At 34.0% G+C, this 16,674-nt stretch carries 15 protein-coding genes; 9 read left to right on the top strand and 6 right to left on the bottom strand.

Going from position 1 to position 16,674, the window contains the following annotated elements; translation table 11 throughout:
- Positions 1-250 precede the first annotated feature (250 nt).
- Positions 251-1,915 carry an APC family permease gene (locus tag HMPREF3265_RS05415; RefSeq protein WP_070861112.1) on the bottom strand — a complete coding sequence of 555 codons (1,665 nt, stop codon included), beginning with the start codon at positions 1,913-1,915 and terminating at the stop codon, positions 251-253.
- Between the two features lie 185 nt (positions 1,916-2,100).
- Between HMPREF3265_RS05415 and HMPREF3265_RS05410 the strand changes: the two genes are divergently transcribed.
- Positions 2,101-2,700, top strand: coding sequence for a YdeI/OmpD-associated family protein (locus HMPREF3265_RS05410; protein WP_070861111.1), 600 nt, complete (start codon positions 2,101-2,103; stop codon positions 2,698-2,700).
- Positions 2,701-2,796: 96 nt separating this feature from the next.
- Here HMPREF3265_RS05410 and HMPREF3265_RS05405 read toward each other — a convergent pair whose 3' ends face one another.
- Positions 2,797-3,840 carry a 2,3-butanediol dehydrogenase gene (locus tag HMPREF3265_RS05405; RefSeq protein WP_011274930.1) on the bottom strand — a complete coding sequence of 348 codons (1,044 nt, stop codon included), beginning with the start codon at positions 3,838-3,840 and terminating at the stop codon, positions 2,797-2,799.
- A 430-nt stretch (positions 3,841-4,270) separates the two neighbouring features.
- Between HMPREF3265_RS05405 and HMPREF3265_RS05400 the strand changes: the two genes are divergently transcribed.
- The 4 genes from HMPREF3265_RS05400 to HMPREF3265_RS05385 are packed head-to-tail and all read left to right on the top strand — an operon-like array spanning position 4,271 to position 7,871.
- On the top strand, positions 4,271-5,578 hold the full coding sequence (locus HMPREF3265_RS05400; RefSeq protein ID WP_070861110.1) for a betaine/proline/choline family ABC transporter ATP-binding protein: 1,308 nt from the start codon (positions 4,271-4,273) through the stop codon (positions 5,576-5,578).
- Positions 5,578-6,213, top strand: a complete 636-nt coding sequence (locus HMPREF3265_RS05395; RefSeq protein ID WP_053025076.1) for an ABC transporter permease — start codon at positions 5,578-5,580, stop codon at positions 6,211-6,213. Before HMPREF3265_RS05400 ends, HMPREF3265_RS05395 begins: the two co-directional genes overlap by 1 nt.
- A gap of 24 nt (positions 6,214-6,237) precedes the next feature.
- The gene (locus HMPREF3265_RS05390) at positions 6,238-7,185 is read left to right on the top strand and encodes an osmoprotectant ABC transporter substrate-binding protein (RefSeq protein ID WP_070581930.1); all 948 of its coding nucleotides are present in this window, start codon (positions 6,238-6,240) and stop codon (positions 7,183-7,185) included.
- Complete coding sequence (locus HMPREF3265_RS05385) at positions 7,185-7,871, top strand: ABC transporter permease (RefSeq protein WP_070861109.1); 687 nt, start codon at positions 7,185-7,187, stop codon at positions 7,869-7,871. The genes HMPREF3265_RS05390 and HMPREF3265_RS05385 overlap by 1 nt, the downstream gene beginning before the upstream one ends.
- A 59-nt stretch (positions 7,872-7,930) precedes the next feature.
- On the opposite strand, the gene lrgB is transcribed toward HMPREF3265_RS05385, so the two are convergent.
- The 4 genes from lrgB to HMPREF3265_RS05365 all read right to left on the bottom strand — a co-directional run bounded on the left by lrgB (position 7,931) and on the right by HMPREF3265_RS05365 (position 11,880).
- On the bottom strand, positions 7,931-8,632 hold the full coding sequence (gene lrgB / locus HMPREF3265_RS05380; RefSeq protein ID WP_053025074.1) for an antiholin-like protein LrgB: 702 nt from the start codon (positions 8,630-8,632) through the stop codon (positions 7,931-7,933).
- Positions 8,632-9,087 carry an antiholin-like murein hydrolase modulator LrgA gene (gene lrgA / locus HMPREF3265_RS05375; protein WP_037550173.1) on the bottom strand — a complete coding sequence of 152 codons (456 nt, stop codon included), beginning with the start codon at positions 9,085-9,087 and terminating at the stop codon, positions 8,632-8,634. The genes lrgB and lrgA overlap by 1 nt, the downstream gene beginning before the upstream one ends.
- A 267-nt stretch (positions 9,088-9,354) precedes the next feature.
- A complete protein-coding gene (locus HMPREF3265_RS05370; protein ID WP_070861108.1) occupies positions 9,355-10,125 on the bottom strand; it encodes a response regulator transcription factor LytR in 771 nt (256 codons plus the stop codon).
- Positions 10,126-11,880, bottom strand: coding sequence for a sensor histidine kinase (locus tag HMPREF3265_RS05365; RefSeq protein WP_070861107.1), 1,755 nt, complete (start codon positions 11,878-11,880; stop codon positions 10,126-10,128). It abuts the gene before it with no gap.
- Positions 11,881-12,313: 433 nt separating this feature from the next.
- On the opposite strand from HMPREF3265_RS05365, the gene HMPREF3265_RS05360 reads away from it, so the two are divergent.
- From HMPREF3265_RS05360 to HMPREF3265_RS05345, 4 genes are all read left to right on the top strand, one after another.
- Positions 12,314-13,708: an MFS transporter gene (locus tag HMPREF3265_RS05360; RefSeq protein ID WP_070861106.1), complete on the top strand. Its 1,395-nt coding sequence runs from the start codon at positions 12,314-12,316 to the stop codon at positions 13,706-13,708.
- 186 nt (positions 13,709-13,894) lie between these two features.
- Positions 13,895-14,827 carry a 2-dehydropantoate 2-reductase gene (locus tag HMPREF3265_RS05355; protein ID WP_070861105.1) on the top strand — a complete coding sequence of 311 codons (933 nt, stop codon included), beginning with the start codon at positions 13,895-13,897 and terminating at the stop codon, positions 14,825-14,827.
- A 282-nt stretch (positions 14,828-15,109) separates the two neighbouring features.
- Positions 15,110-15,583 (top strand): DUF1440 domain-containing protein, encoded by a 474-nt coding sequence (locus tag HMPREF3265_RS05350; RefSeq protein ID WP_037550159.1) that lies wholly within the window; start codon positions 15,110-15,112, stop codon positions 15,581-15,583.
- A 66-nt stretch (positions 15,584-15,649) separates the two neighbouring features.
- On the top strand, positions 15,650-16,489 hold the full coding sequence (locus HMPREF3265_RS05345; protein ID WP_070861104.1) for an NAD-dependent epimerase/dehydratase family protein: 840 nt from the start codon (positions 15,650-15,652) through the stop codon (positions 16,487-16,489).
- The last annotated feature ends 185 nt before the right edge of the window (positions 16,490-16,674 follow it).

The following is a 16,674-nucleotide window of genomic DNA, read 5'->3' as shown; positions in this document are numbered from 1 at the left end:
ATATATATTGGCAGTAGTTGACTGATTTAAAAATACACTTTTAACAAGCTTTTTTAATTCTAGTCAACCTTGCTTGGTGGGCGGGGCCCCAGCAAAGAGAATTTCGTTAAGAAATTCTACAAGCTAAGCAAGTTGGGGTTCGGGGCCCCAGCAAAGAGAATTTCATTAAGAAATTCTACAAGCTAAGCAAGCTGGGGATACAACGAAATAAATTTTGAAAAATATTATTTCTGTCCCACTCCCTACAATATTAATCATTATGTTGTTGGATTGCTTCTTTTCTATCAGCTTCCTGTTGTTCTGCTTCCATTGTATCTTCTTTCATTTGTTTATTAATCTTCTTAGCGCGTTTGTAATATACACTCTTGAAGTGACTTGTAATACCAATTCTATAAAAGACAAGTGCTAAAACTATTATAACTAGGAAATCGTAAGGGTAGTGTATTAAGTTAATACCTTTAAACTCTTTACTACCGATAAATGACATACAAGCTAATAAGATTAAGTAGACAATAATCCATATACTTCCGCCAATTTGTTTTTTAGTGTTTTTCCAATTCATTTTATACTCATAGAAGAAATAAATTGGTAATCCTAAAATAATAATCAATATAACTTCAGCTGTGGTTGGCCACATCGCCCAATAAATTGCTAATGAAGCAAGTACAAATGATAATGGTGCCATTACTTTTAACATCGTGCCTCGGAATGGTCTGTGTAATTTAGGTCCCATTTCACGTAACGACATTACCGTAGTTGGTCCTGTTAGGTAAGCGACTAATGTTGCTGTTGAAATAACAGCGGCTAATACACCCCAATCACGGAATAACGTCACCATGACCATACTGATGATCGCATTAAATACGATGGCTACACGTGGAATGTTATAAGTTGTATTAATTTTACCTAAGAACTTAGGAATATGACCATTACGTTCCATTGCATTTAATACACGACCAGTAATCGCAACAAATGAAACGCCTGTACCAAATGGTGAAACAACTGCTTCGATGTATAGCAAAATAGCTAACCAGTTGATGCCTAATAAGATTGCCATGTCTGCGAATGGTGAATTGAAGTTGATACCACTCCAACCATGCTCATGAATCATTGATTGTGGCATTGATGTAATAAATGTACTTTGTAGTATGATGTACAGAATTGCGCTCAACGTTAATGAAATTGCAATGCCACGTGCAATATTCTTTTCAGGATTTTTAATTTCAGATCCCATATTAATGATTGTTTGGAATGCATTAAATGAGAAGATGATTCCTGATGTTGTTGTTGCTGCAAAGATTGGTGCACTACCGTACGGCATAAATTCGCCAATAGATGAACCGTAGTTACTAGTGTCGAAACCTGAAAGCATTAACATGATGATTGTTAGTAACGGTACACCTAATTTAAAGAACGAAATTAAACTAGTGAAAGACGTTAATAATTTAACTGACCAATAGTTTAATAAAGAAAAAATAATGATAATGACATAGACAGCGAATAATCCTGTCGTACTGATTGAACCATTATGCATTAATGCAGAAGTTGGTTTGGCCCAATCCCAGGGCCATGAACTGATGTATTGTACAGCGGATACTGCTTCAATTGGAATGATAGTAACTAATGATACCCAGTTTGCCCATGCGGCAATAAATCCTAACAATGAACCGTGTGAGTATTGAGCATAGTTACTCATACCACCAGATTGCGGAAACATTGTTCCTATTTCAATATAGTTATAAGAAATCGTTCCTATAACTATAAACCCGATAATCCAAGATAAAATGGCTGCAGGACCAGCTGCAGAAGAAGCTTCCCATGCACCAAATAACCAACCTGAACCAATTAAACTTCCTAGTCCTAATAATACAAGTTGGACCAGATTGATTTTACCTTCGTTATGATTTTGTCCCATAAATACTCCTTTATGTTGTTTTAATATTCATCAAAAATGATACGTTTTAATTATACGCTTATCATTTCATTAGTCAATTTATGATTTTGTAAATTTACAAATGATTGTGTAATTAATAGTTATTTATTGACTTAAATAATATAATGATTGTATTGTTATCAAACTAACGATATGAGGTGACCAAGGTGCCAGAGAAACAATCCGATAAACAGGTATTAGCTTTTTTAGAAAAAGAAAGTCAATGGAAGGAATCTTATCAATATTTAAGAAATTTAATATTTGATGAGTCAGAATTAGAAGAAGCATATAAATGGATGCATCCAACATATATCATTAATGATAAAAATGTTATAACGATTCATGGTTTTAAATATTATGTAGCGTTACTATTTCATAAAGGTGCAATTTTAGAAGATAAATATAAAACGCTAATTCAACAAACAGAGCGAGTTCAAGCAGCAAGACAATTACGCTTTAAAACACTGGATGAAATTAAAGCGAGTCGAGATGAAATTTTATATTATATTAATGAAGCCATTGAAGTTGAAAAAGCCGGCAAGAAAGTTGAAATGAAGAAGACAGAGGACTATGAAATACCTGAAGAATTACAGCAAGCATTCAATGATAATCCTAAGTTAGAAGAGGCATTTTACAAATTAACGTCTGGTAGACAGCATCAGTACATATATCACATTTCACAAGCGAAGCGCAGTCAAACAAGACAAAGCAGAGTTGAAAAATATATTGACCATATTCTTGATGGTAAAGGCATGTATGATAAATAAATGTTAAGAAAAAAGCTTTTAATCTTCATCTGTAGAGATGTCGATTAAAAGCTTTTATTTAAATCAAGTTAAAATGTATCGATGTGTTAATTCAAATTAGCCATTTAATTTAACTAAAATTTTAGCTTGAGATTTATCGTTTACTAATTGTTCGAATCCAGATTCAACAATGTTTTCTAATTCAATTTCATCTGTTACTACGCTCTTAACATCTAAGCTACCGTTCGCAATTAAATCAATTGTTTGTTGGAATGTAGTAGGTGAGTATGCAATTGTAGATGTTAATTGAACACCTGAGTTAGTTAATAACATTGGGTCGAAATCAACTGCATGAGCAAAGATTGATACGATGACAACTGTACCTCTTGGACGCGTAACTTGTACTGATTGAGATAATGTTACGCCAACACCAGCAACTTCAAATGTAACATCTACACCATTTTCAGTATGTTCGTTAATAAAGTCTACAGGATTTGTATTACCAGAGTTAACTACATGCGTAGCGCCGACTTCTTTAGCTTTAGCTAAACGCTCTTCAGATAAATCAAATACGAAGATTTTACTTGCACCAGCTGCTTTAGCTGCAACAATTGTTAATAAACCAATTGGACCAGCACCAAATACTGCTACTGTATCACCAAATAATAATTTACCTTCTTTAACTGCTTGAACCGCAACTGCAGTTGGTTCTACTAAAGCACCTTCTTTATCAGATACACTTTCAGGTAATGCATATACATTTTCTTCTGGTGCATTTGTAAATTCTGCAAAGCCACCATCAGAACCTAAACCGATAAATGAATAACCATCATATAAGTCAACACTTTCATCTTTCTCATGTTTAGATACAGTTGGGTTAACAACCACACGGTCACCTTTTTTATATTTAGTAACGTCTTTACCAACTTCTTCAACAACACCAGCAAACTCATGACCTAAAGTAACAGGTGCTTTTTGTCCAAGTAGTGGATCAGGTTTATCTGTAGAGATGAAGACTGGTCCTTCTAAGTATTCATGTAAATCAGTTCCGCAAATACCTGCCCATGAAACTTTTACTTTTACTTCATTGTCTTTTAATTGCTTAGGTTCACGATCTTCCACGCGAACATCTTTTTGACCATACCATACTGCTGCTTTCATTATTACAACATCCCTTCGATAAATACTTATTACACCTATAGACTAATACTATTAATTTCGTAATGCAATTTTGAATACAGCTTTATAATATTTATTTAGAAAAGTTTGACAATTTCATGAATTTTATTGTCAGCAACTTTATTTTCGACAGTTTTTAACTTGATCATGCTTGAAGCAACTTAAAAAAATTGTAATTGTGAAATTTTTTAATCTTTTCATATAAGAAATGTTTCAAAAAATTATATAGGGTATATAGATATAAAAGATGAAAAAAGCTCGAATTATATTGAAATTGAATTAATCAAAATTTTATGAAGTAAAGGCCATGAGGCTCTTGTTTAACTTATTACGTATTTGTTTAACAATGGGACTACTGGCCTTTTTGTTTTATGAGCTTTTTTATCTGGCAACAATAGGAAGGAGCAATCTAATGACGTTAAGTATTAAAAACTTAACAAAAATTTACTCTGGCAATAAAAAAGCAATAGATAACATTTCATTAGATATTGAATCTGGTGAATTTATTGCCTTTATTGGGACAAGCGGTAGCGGTAAAACGACAGCTTTACGAATGATTAACCGAATGATTGAAGCCACTGACGGCACAATTGAAATGAATGGGAAGAATGTTCGAAATATGAATCCAGTTGAATTACGTAGAAGTATTGGCTATGTTATTCAACAAATTGGATTGATGCCTCATATGACCATTAGAGAAAATATTGTCTTGGTACCAAAGTTGCTTAAATGGTCTAAAGAGAAGAAGGATGCTAAAGCAAAAGAATTAATCAAGTTAGTAGACTTACCTGAAGACTATTTAGATCGTTATCCATCAGAATTGTCAGGTGGTCAACAACAACGTATTGGTGTCGTGCGTGCATTAGCTGCAGAGCAAGATATCATCTTAATGGATGAACCTTTTGGTGCATTGGATCCAATTACGAGAGACACTTTACAGGATTTAGTTAAAGATCTTCAAAAGAAATTAGGGAAAACATTTATTTTCGTGACACATGATATGGACGAAGCGATAAAGCTCGCAGACCGAATTTGTATCATGTCTAAAGGGAAAGTTGTTCAATACGATACACCGGATAATATTCTTAGAAATCCTGCCAATGATTTCGTTAGAGAATTTATTGGACAAAATAGATTGATTCAAGATCGTCCGAATATGAGAACGGTTGAAGATGCGATGATTAAACCTGTTACGGTAAATGCCAACGACACGCTCAATGACGCAGTCAACGTTATGCGACACAGACGTGTCGACACAATATTTGTTGTTAACAATCATCATCATTTACTTGGATTCCTAGATATTGAAGATATTAACCAAGGGTTACGTCAACGTAAGGAATTAATCGATACAATGCAACGAGATGTTTACAAAGTCCATATTGATTCTAAATTACAAGACTCCGTACGTACGATATTAAAGAGAAACGTTAGAAACGTACCAGTCGTTGATAATGACAACGCACTTATAGGTCTAATTACACGTGCTAATCTTGTCGACATTGTCTATGACTCTATTTGGGGTGAAGAAGATGATGAGATGACATTGTCTGATTCGCACATGAATGATGTCGAACGCGAAAATGAGTTAGGTAACATCGAAAAAAATGAACATGCCGAAGACCGTCCAAATGACGCTACAACAAAGCAAAAAGATGTTACAGATAGATTAGATACGCATGATGTGAAGAATTCTGATCATTCGGGAGTTGATCGTTAATGCGCCAATTTTTCCAAGAATATGGAAGCCAACTTGTATCGAAAACGATAGAACACTTTTACATATCAATTATCGCGTTATTAATTGCGATTGTAGTTGCGGTTCCGTTAGGCATTTTATTATCTAAGACGAAACGTACTGCAAATGTAGTGTTAACGATAGCGGGTGTGCTTCAAACGATTCCGACGTTAGCAGTATTAGCCATTATGATTCCAATCTTTGGTGTAGGTAAGACGCCAGCGATTGTCGCATTATTCATTTATGTATTGTTACCAATTTTAAACAACACAGTTCTAGGAGTACAAAATATTGATAAGAATATCATCCAAGCTGGAACAAGTATGGGTATGACAAAGATGCAGTTAATGAAAGATGTCGAATTGCCATTAGCCTTACCACTTATACTTAGTGGTATACGTTTATCAAGTGTATACGTAATCAGCTGGGCTACATTAGCTAGTTACGTTGGCGCTGGTGGACTCGGTGATTTAGTCTTTAACGGATTAAATTTATATCAGCCACCAATGATTATTAGTGCTGCAATTCTTGTAACGTGTCTAGCTTTACTTGTCGATTTCATACTTTCTTTTATTGAAAAGTGGGCCGTGCCTAAAGGGCTTAAAGTATCTAGATAAATACAAAGGGAGGATTTTAAAATTATGAAAAAGTTAAAACTTACTTTCATACTTCTTACTATGTCTCTCATCGTATTATCTGGATGTAGTTTACCAGGTTTAGGCGATGGTGACGGTAAAGATAGTGTGAAAATTACTGCCACAGAAACTAGTGAAACAAAAATTATGGCAAATATTGAAAAATTAATGATAGAACATTATACAAATGGCAAAATTAAACCTACTATTGTTGGTAATTTAGGTTCCAGTATTATTCAACATAATGCATTACAACGTGGAGATGTGAATATGTCAGCAGTAAGATATACTGGAACAGAATTGACGAGTGTACTTGATGCCCCACCAACAAAAGATACTAAAAAAGCAATGTCAGAGTCACAAAGATTATTTAAAGAAAAATATAATCAGAAATATTATGACTCATTTGGGTTTGAAAATACGTATGCATTCATGGTTACTAAAGAAGTAGCTGAGAAATATCATTTAGAAAAAGTTTCAGACTTAAAAAGATATAAAGATGAATTACGTTTAGGTATGGATACACAATGGATGAACCGTGCTGGTGATGGATATCCAGCTTTCCAAAAAGACTATGGGTTTAAATTTGCGAGTGCACGCCCAATGCAAATTGGTTTGGTGTACGATGCTTTGAAAAATAAAAAATTAGATGTTGCTGTTGGTTATTCAACAGATGGACGTATCGCTGCTTACGATTTGAAAATCTTAAAAGATGATCGTAAATTCTTCCCACCATATGATGGAAGTCCATTAGCCACTGAAAAATTAATCAAAGATCACCCTGAAATTGATAAAGCACTGAAAAAATTACAGGGACAAATTAGTACTAAAGAAATGCAGAAATTAAACTATGAAGCGGATGGAAAAGGTAAAGAACCTGCCGTTATTGCAGAAGAATATTTGAAGAAACATAATTATTTTGAAGATGACAGTAAGAAAGGTGGTCAAAAATAATGAAAGGTAACTTGTTAAGCTCACTTTATGAATACTATACCTTGAACTTTGGCTATCTTATGGAACTCTTTTTCAAACATTTATTAATGTCTATTTATGGTGTGTTATTCGCTTGTATTATTGGCATTCCGATAGGGATATTAATTTCAAGATATACGAAGTTATCATGGCCTATTATTACTATCGCGAATATTATCCAGACAGTTCCAGCAATCGCAATGTTAGCAATACTTATGCTAGCACTTGGGTTAGGTCCTAATACTGTAGTGTTTGCAGTATTCTTACATGCGTTACTTCCAATTATTAAGAATACGTACACTGGCATTACCGAAGTAGACTACAATATTAAAGATGCAGGCAAGGGGATGGGAATGACTAAGAATCAAGTCATGCGTATGATTGAATTGCCATTGTCATTATCAGTGATTATTGGTGGTATCCGTATTGCTCTAGTTGTAGCGATTGGTATTGTGGCAATTGGCTCATTTATTGGAGCTTCAACACTAGGGGATATTATTATACGTGGTACAAACTCTACTGATGGTACGGTTTATATACTTGCTGGTGCCATTCCAATTGCGTTAATTGCGATTATTATAGATTTAGGATTACGCTTCTTAGAAAAGAAACTTGATCCAACAAGTAATAGTAAGAAACGAGACAATAAAGTTCAAAGCATCAATTAATGGTTGCAAACCGAAAAGAACCTGAACACAACATTGTGTTCAGGTTCTTTTTAAAATGTTTAGAATAAAATTGAAGCTAATGGTGGAACAATGGCAACGATAATTACGCCAACGATAACAACGGCGATACTACCCATTGACTCTTCAGTTTCACCAAGTTCTTTGGCTGAAGCTACGCCAAGTGTATGTCCACTCGTACCAAGTGCTAAACCACGAGCAATTGGATTTGAAATTTTAAACCACTTAACAATTTTAGTGCCTAATGCAGAAATAACAACGGCATTTAGAATAACGGCTAATGACGTTAACTCTTTAACGCCGCCAATACCTTGTGATACTGGAAGGGCGATCGCAGTTGTAGCAGCTTGTGGTAGCATTGAAGCACCAATTTGATTGCCTAATTGGAATACAATAGCTACTAAGTAAATTAAGATAAGTGCGATTAACGTTCCAATTGCGATACCACCAAAAATCTGTAGCCAATATTTTTTGAGTACATCACGTTTTTTATATAAAGGGATGGCGAAACTAATTGTTGCTGGCTCTAAGAAGAAGTTAATAATGTCTCCACCTATTTTGTAATTTTCATAACTAATACCTGTTACTTTTAAAAATACGATCCCCGCAACCATTGCTACAAAAAGTGGTGCTAGTAAGAAGAAACCGTTCGTTTTTTTATAGAAATATTGTGCAATGACAAATGGTATTAATGAGACTAATATACCAAAATACGGTGTTGTAATTCCTAAATGATCTACCATTAGTTACCCTCCCCAAGTTTAGTTTGTTCATTTTGTTCTTTAGATGGGAATAATGTTTTTGTTACGAACAATTGTGAGACAAATCCTACACAGATAAGTAGTAATAACGTTGAAATAATAATTAATAACAATATTAAAATTGGGTGTTGGCTTAATATTGGTAAAGAATTGATAACCGAAATTCCGGCCGGTACGAATAAGAAACTAATATTATTCGTTAATGCTGTGCCGACACCTTCAACTTGACCCAATTTGACAACACCAGTGCATAATAGGATGAATAGTAATACGAGTCCTATTACTGACGCTGGCATAGGAAATGGTATGAAACTTTCAATAATTTTAGATATAAATAGTACGATAGCAATCGTTAATGCTTGCTGAAAGAAATTATACGTTTTTGCTAACTTATGATTTCCTTTATGAGCATTACTTTGTGATTGTTTATTTGCCATATTTTAACGCTCCCTTTCTCTTTCCCTTACAAATAGAATATTATGGAAACGCTTACTATTGTGAGTTTTGTCTGTGACTTACAAAAATTAGGACGTGAGTTACAATATATTCAAGTTGAAAATCAAATAGACAAAAAAATAGCAAATGGTACGGCGTTTTTCTATAAATAAAAAGTATTTAACCTAAACTTGCATAATGAAAAATGTTATTAGCAAGTGGCTAAATACTCATTAATGAAATTATATATAAGTTAATTATTCGTTCGTTTATGCAAGGCCAATTTCATGTTTAAATGCTTTCATAAATGAACGACTGACTTGAAATTTGTCTCCAGAAGTCATGGTTACTTGATAAGTATAATTGAACCAATGTTCAACGCTATCGATATGCGTTTTATTAATAATAGTCGCACGATGGATTTTAATAAATGTGTTATTCGATAATTTCTTTTCATAATAGTTAAGTGGTTCATTTGTTTGGTAAGTGCGGTTGATAGTATTTATCGTTGTTACCCCATTGTTGACTGAAACTGCCGTGATGTCGTCTTTTTGGATTACATAGATACGTTCATTCATTTCAATTGGCAGTACGGTTTGGTCTCCGTTATCATGACGTTCATCTCGTTGCATTGATTGAGTAGATGATTCACTTGTTGCATGATCTATCTCATTACTATTAGATAGTTGATGCTTAACTTTATTTACTGCTTGCTCTATACGCTCAAGTTCAAAAGGCTTGAGTATATAATCAATTGCATCAAGTTCAAAGGCTTTAACTGCAAATGTATCGTGTGCAGTGGCAAAAATAATATGTGGTGGCTGTTTCATTTTCTTTATCTTTTGTGCTAAATCTATACCACTTTCATCCATAAGATTGATATCTAAAAAGACTAAATCATATGTTTCTGATAAAAGTCTTTCTAACGTTTCTTCAATGTTTTCAGCTTCATCAATTACGTTAAATCCTGAGATTTCATTTAATAAGTAATGAAGCTCATTTCGAGCTAATGGTTCATCATCAACGATTAACGTCTTCACCTAAATATCCTCCTTTATTGTATGTGATGGTATATGACAACTTACCGTCGTTCCTAATTCTGTTGATTCAAAATGTAAAGCGGCCTTGGTGCTGTAAAGTCCTATTAACCGTCTGTTTAAATTTTCTAAGGCACTACCAGTTCCTGTCTCTGAATCAACACTCATTTGTCCAATCAATGGTAACTTATCATCATCAATTCCACTTCCATTATCACGAACGGTTAGTGTTAATTCTTCGTTGTCATGATATGCAGTCACATCAATAATATTATCTTTACGACGATGTTTAAAGGCGTGTTTAATAGCATTCTCAACTAGGATTTGAATGACGAAAGGTGGGATGAGCACATGTTTACAAGATGAATCAATATGATATTCAATTGTGAATCGATCAGGGAAGCGTGCTTGTTCTAATGCTAAGTAGGCCTCAACTTGTTGCAACTCTTTCTCCAAAGTAATGGTGTTATTTCGAGCACCTTGCAGATTTGATCTAAAGAATTGGCTTAACTGTAATAATAACTTTCTTGCCTTTTCACTATCAATACGTACGAGGGCTGAAATGGTATTAATCGCATTAAAGAAGAAGTGCGGATTAACTTGTGCTTGTAATGATTTGATTTCAGCATCTTTTAAAAGTTTACTTTGCATTTCGGCCTGACCCAATTCTAATTGACTTGAGAAGATATCTGCTAAGCCACGTGCGAGTTGTTTCGTTGATGTCGTATTATCATATTCATTTGTAAAATAAAATTTTAATGTGCCGGCTACTTCTTGATTAATCATTAAAGGAATGACGATTGCAGATGTTAAAGTACAATTTGGATTGTTGCATCCGATTTCTTCTTTAGAGTGTGCCTCTTTTAATTGACCAGTTTTTATAACATCTTTTGATAAATCAGTAATGATCGCTTTTTTTGCAACATGATGGTCACTTGCAGCACCTACATGCGTTAAAATATCTGTTCTGTTTGTGATAGCAACTGCCGATACGTTCATCAATTTCAGAATGATTTCAGCAACGGAACGTGCAGACTGTTCAGTTAAACCAGACCTAAGATACGGCAACGTTTTATTCGCTATTTCGAAAACATCATGCGTTTGAATAGCACGGGTTTGCTCTTCTTGTTTTAATGTTGAAAGTATTATAGATAAGAAGATAGCTGTCCCAATACTATTGATTAAAATCATAGGTAAAGCGATGAATTGAACAAGCGACCATGCAGACGCTGTATCGTTGGCAAAGAAGAGAATGCATGCCATTTGAATTGCTTCATTAAGTGCACCAATAATGGCACCCATTAAAACGGTTGGGTAAGTATAGTGACGCATTGTACGATAACCATAAAACCCTGATATGAGTGCGATGAAAATAGATGAAATGAGATAGGTGTATGCATTTGCACCGCCAATATAAAGGCGTGACAACCCTGATACAATGCCTACTATAATTGCGACGAAAGGTCCGCCAATTAAACCAGACATCCCTATTGTTAATACACGTGTATTTGCCATAGATGCATCGTCATTAAGGTGGTAATAAATGTTACTAGTTACAATATGTCCATTTTCAATTTCAATTCCAGTGAAATTTGAAGTTATAGCAAATAGAGCGAACAAAATTGTTAATTGCCATTGAGAACGCAATTTTTCGCGTTCACCCATCATCGTTTTAAAGTGATTAATATTCAGTAACATATAGGCGATAATAATGATTAACCCTACACGTTCAAGCAATAATATAAATAAATTAAACATAGTAAGCACCTATTCAATGTAGTTTCAGTTAAAATAATTATCCTTTCTTTAATTATAATATGGATAATTTTAACTTAATAGTTTAAAATTAAAACTTATAATTTGTAGGTATCTAATTATTGATTTATTGCACTTTTGAGTATGTTGTTAAAAATATTTATTGAAAAAGTTAGAGTATATTATTAAGTCATTTCTTCTTAATTATGATAAGGTTTTCAATGTAAACAAATTTCTAAGTGAGTGTCGTATCAAACATAAGCTAACGTCAAATAATGTAAGTCATGATGCACATGTTAATAAATTATAGAAATAAGGGACTAATTGATTAAAGTCATAGACATAAAAGGTATGACACTTATTATGGTTGCTTCATTATGACGTATATCAATTTGAGTAGATTAGTTTTAGGGTAATTTAGGAGGAATTTTTCGAGATGGAGTCATCAAAACAATTTAGGGGAGATAATAAATTACTAATTGGTATTATAATCGGGGTACTTACGTTCTGGTTATTTGCACAATCATTAGTGAACGTTGTTCCAACGTTACAGTCTTCATTTAACACAGACATGGGTACGATTAATATTGCCATTAGTTTAACTGCATTGTTCTCTGGACTATTTATTGTAGGGGCAGGAGATATTGCAGACAAATTAGGCCGAGTAAAAATGACATATATCGGCTTAGCATTAAATATTATTGGATCATTATGTTTAATCATCGCACCTGTCGCATGGTTGTTATTAGTAGGTCGTGCGTTACAAGGTTTATCAGGTGCATTAATTATGCCGTCTACACTTGCAATAATAAATGAATATTACATAGGAAAAGAAAGACAACGCGCTGTCAGTTACTGGTCTATAGGTTCTTGGGGCGGTAGTGGTATTTGTTCATTATTTGGTGGTTTCATGGCCTCAACGATCGGATGGCAGTGGATTTTTATTGTTTCAATTGCACTTTCAATTTTAGCCTTTTTCTTAATTAAACATACACCCGAGACTAAAGTTGAACCGAATGCGAATGAAACTAAAACTAAATTTGACGTTACTGGTTTAATACTATTAGTTATTACACTATTGAGTGTTAACGTGATGGTTACGCAAGCTGCAGATCGTGGACTATTCTCACCAATGATTTTATCACTTGGTGCTGTATTCTTAGTTGCGGGTATCCTGTTTATTATTAGAGAATTAAAAGCAGAGAACCCGTTAGTTGATTTTCATATTTTCAAAAATAAGGGTTACAGCGGTGCGACATTATCAAACTTTATGTTAAATGGTGTTGCCGGTGGTACACTTATTGTTGTTAATACGTATTATCAAAGTCAATTAGGATTTAGTTCACTACAAGCAGGTTTAATTTCAATTACGTACCTTGTAGCTGTGCTAGTCATGATTCGTGTTGGTGAAAAATTATTACAAAAACTTGGTGCTAAAAAGCCATTACTAATAGGTAGTGGATTTGCATTCTTAGGATTATTACTATTATCTTTAACATTTTTACCAAATGTTGCTTATATTATTTCAAGTATTATAGGTTACTTATTATTTGGTATCGGTTTAGGTACATATGCCACACCTTCTACTGATACAGCGGTTGCGGAAGCGCCTGACGACAAAGTAGGGGTAGCATCTGGATTGTATAAAATGGCATCATCTTTAGGTAATGCCTTTGGTGTTGCGATGTCTAGTACCATTTATGGTTTTGGCGCATCATTAATGAATTTACAACTAGGTGGCGCTGCTGGTGTATTATTCAATGCCGGAATTGCTTTAACCGCATTTATAGTTATCTTGATTTTAGTTCCTAAGAAATTAAGAACAAATTAATATAAATATTAGTTTTTAAAAGATAGAGATATCGAATTCAATAAGAGTTCGATATCTTTTTTAATAAATTAAAGAATAATTTATATCAAATTATCTTAAAATTGTGAATATTCCGTTTACAATATTGACTCTATAAATTTAAAGTAGTATTTTAAAAACATCATTAGAAAAAAGGGGTCGTGACTTATGAAAATAGCAATTGCAGGTTCTGGCGCGTTAGGAAGCGGATTTGGTGCGATGTTATACCGTCAAGGTTATGATGTAACGTTAATTGATGGATGGGAGCCACAAGCGAAAGCTGTTAAACAAGAAGGTTTACATATAGACATCAATGGTGAAAATCATCATCTTACCATGACGATGTATCAACATAACGATATTCCTCAAGATGCTCAATTTGATGTTATCTTTTTATTTACTAAAGCGATGCAGTTACAAGATATGCTGGAACATATTAAAGCACACATTCATGACAATACAATTATGGTTTGTACTATGAATGGTTTGAAACACGAGCGTTTAATTCAACATTATGTTGATGAATCACGAATTGTGCGCGGTGTTACTACATGGACTGCAGGATTAGAATCTCCTGGACATACGCATTTAATGGGTTCAGGTCCGGTTGAAATTGGTGCACTTGTATCTGAAGGTCAAGCTAATGTTGATGTCGTGTATGAACTGTTAGATCAATCTGGTCTTAATCCATATAAAAGTGAGCAGTTGCAACAATCAATTTGGAAGAAAATTTGTGTGAATGGTACTGCTAATGCACTTTGTACGATTTTAGAATGTCGTTTATCAAATTTGAATGAGAGTGATTATGCGAAACAGCTTATTTACAAGATTACACAAGAAATTGTACAAGTAGCAACGGTAGATGGCGTACATTTAAATGGAGATGAAGTTTACAATTATCTCATCGATTTAAATGAAAAGGTAGGCCCACATTATCCATCAATGTATCAAGATTTGATTAACAATAATCGACTTACAGAAATTGATTATATTAATGGAGCAGTTGCTCAATTAGGTAAAGAACATCATATAGATGCTCCAGTTAACCAATTTGTAGCGAATCTGGTACATGCGAAAGAACAACAACGACATGCAAAATAATGTCCACTTAGAAGGTGTGAAGGACATGTTTTCATCTAATATGCTAATACAAAGTATGTTAGTTGTGACTTAAGATTGAAATATGAAACCAATTTAATATATAAGGCTTGGAGTGAGATGTTGAATTCAAATTGAATTCGGTCTCGCTCCATTTTGAGTCGAATAATTATATCTTTGTGATTAAAATTGATACGCTAAATCCTTAATTTAATATGAATGATTTTAAATTTTTCATAAAAGGGTAGAAGAAAGTTAAGTGAATTTGAAGGAGCTGTTATTAGAATGAATCGTTCAACGAAACGTGTCATCATTACGAGTATTGTAGGTGGATTGCTAAGTGGTGCAGTTAAGATTGGTTGGGAAGCTATCGTTCCGCCTAGAACACCTGACCGTGAGAAAGAAACCCCTCCAATGACATTATTGAATCAGGTGGGATTACCAGATTCGATCAAAAAAGCAACCTATCACTATAATGGTAATGATATTCCAATAACGGTTATGGGTATTCATTATGGCTTCTCTGTAGCAAATGCTTTAGCATATGGCTTATTAGCTGAAAAATTCCCAAGAATCACAGCATTGAAAGGATCATTATTTGGCGTTGCTATACATATTGCATTTCATGAATATTTATTGCCAAAGTTGAATTTGACACCTCAGGTTAAAGACTTACCTTATGAAGAACGATTTTCAGAGTTGTTCGGTCATATTGTTTGGATGAATACTATTGATATGATTAGAGATTCAAGTAAGTAGGTTAGATTGAGATATTCATTTTCAGAAAAAGAGAAATAAAAAGGTGAGTACAATAAAGACTAAAATATTAATACAGGCGCAACAGGATTAATCGGAACAAGATTAACACAACGTTTGATTGAAGAAGGACACGAGGTTGCCGGATTTACTACATCTGAGAGAGGTAAAGAGAAATTAGAAGGACTAAACGCTAAAGCGTATATTGGCGATATCTTAAAAGTGGATACTATTGATGTAGCAATTGATGACTTTCGTCCTGAAATTATCATTAATCAAATTACAGATTTAAAAAATGTTGATATGGTAGCAAACTCAAAAGTGCGTATAGAGGGCGGTAAAAACCTAACTGATGCGGCACTTAAATATGATGTTAAAAAAGTAGTAGCTCAAAGTATTGGTTTCATGTATGAACCAGGAGAAGGACTTGCTACTGAAGAAACACCATTAGATAATCATTCAGATGGTGACAGAAAAATTACGGTAGATGGCGTGATTGGACTTGAAAAAGAAACCGCTCGTATGGACCAATATGTTGTGTTACGTTTCAGTTGGTTATATGGACCAGGTACTTGGTATGGTAAAGACGGTATGATTTATAATCAATTTAAAGATGGAGAAGTAACATTATCAGATGGTGTCACATCATTCATTCATTTAGATGATGCTGTTGAAGTATCTATTCAAGCGATGAACTTTGATACTGGTATTTATAATGTTGCAGATGATGAGCCAGTAAAAGGATCAGACTTTGTAGCATGGTATTCAAAAGAAGTTAGTGCGGATCCTGAAGTCACTATCCAACCCGTACAACCATTTGAACGTGGCATCACCAATGACAAATTTAAAGAACAAGGTGGTACACTAATCTACAATACATGGAAAGATGGTATGCATCCTTTAAAATAAGATTGTAGAAATGAAATAAAGAGGCTGGGATATTATTTCTATAGAAATAGCTAGTAAATGAGTCTTAAAAACTTCATTTGCTAGTTTCTTTATTTACAATACTTCGAATTATTGGCTCGCTTTCTTAGGAGTTAGCCTCACCCTGTAGTCTTCAGCTTGTCCTATTTTCTCAAGAGTCTCGCCAA

Origin of the sequence: Staphylococcus sp. HMSC62B09 (assembly GCF_001839115.1) — a bacterium.
Classification (GTDB): domain Bacteria; phylum Bacillota; class Bacilli; order Staphylococcales; family Staphylococcaceae; genus Staphylococcus; species Staphylococcus haemolyticus.
The sequence above is the reverse complement of the archived record's forward strand: the minus strand, read 5'-3'. Positions and strand labels throughout refer to the sequence as shown.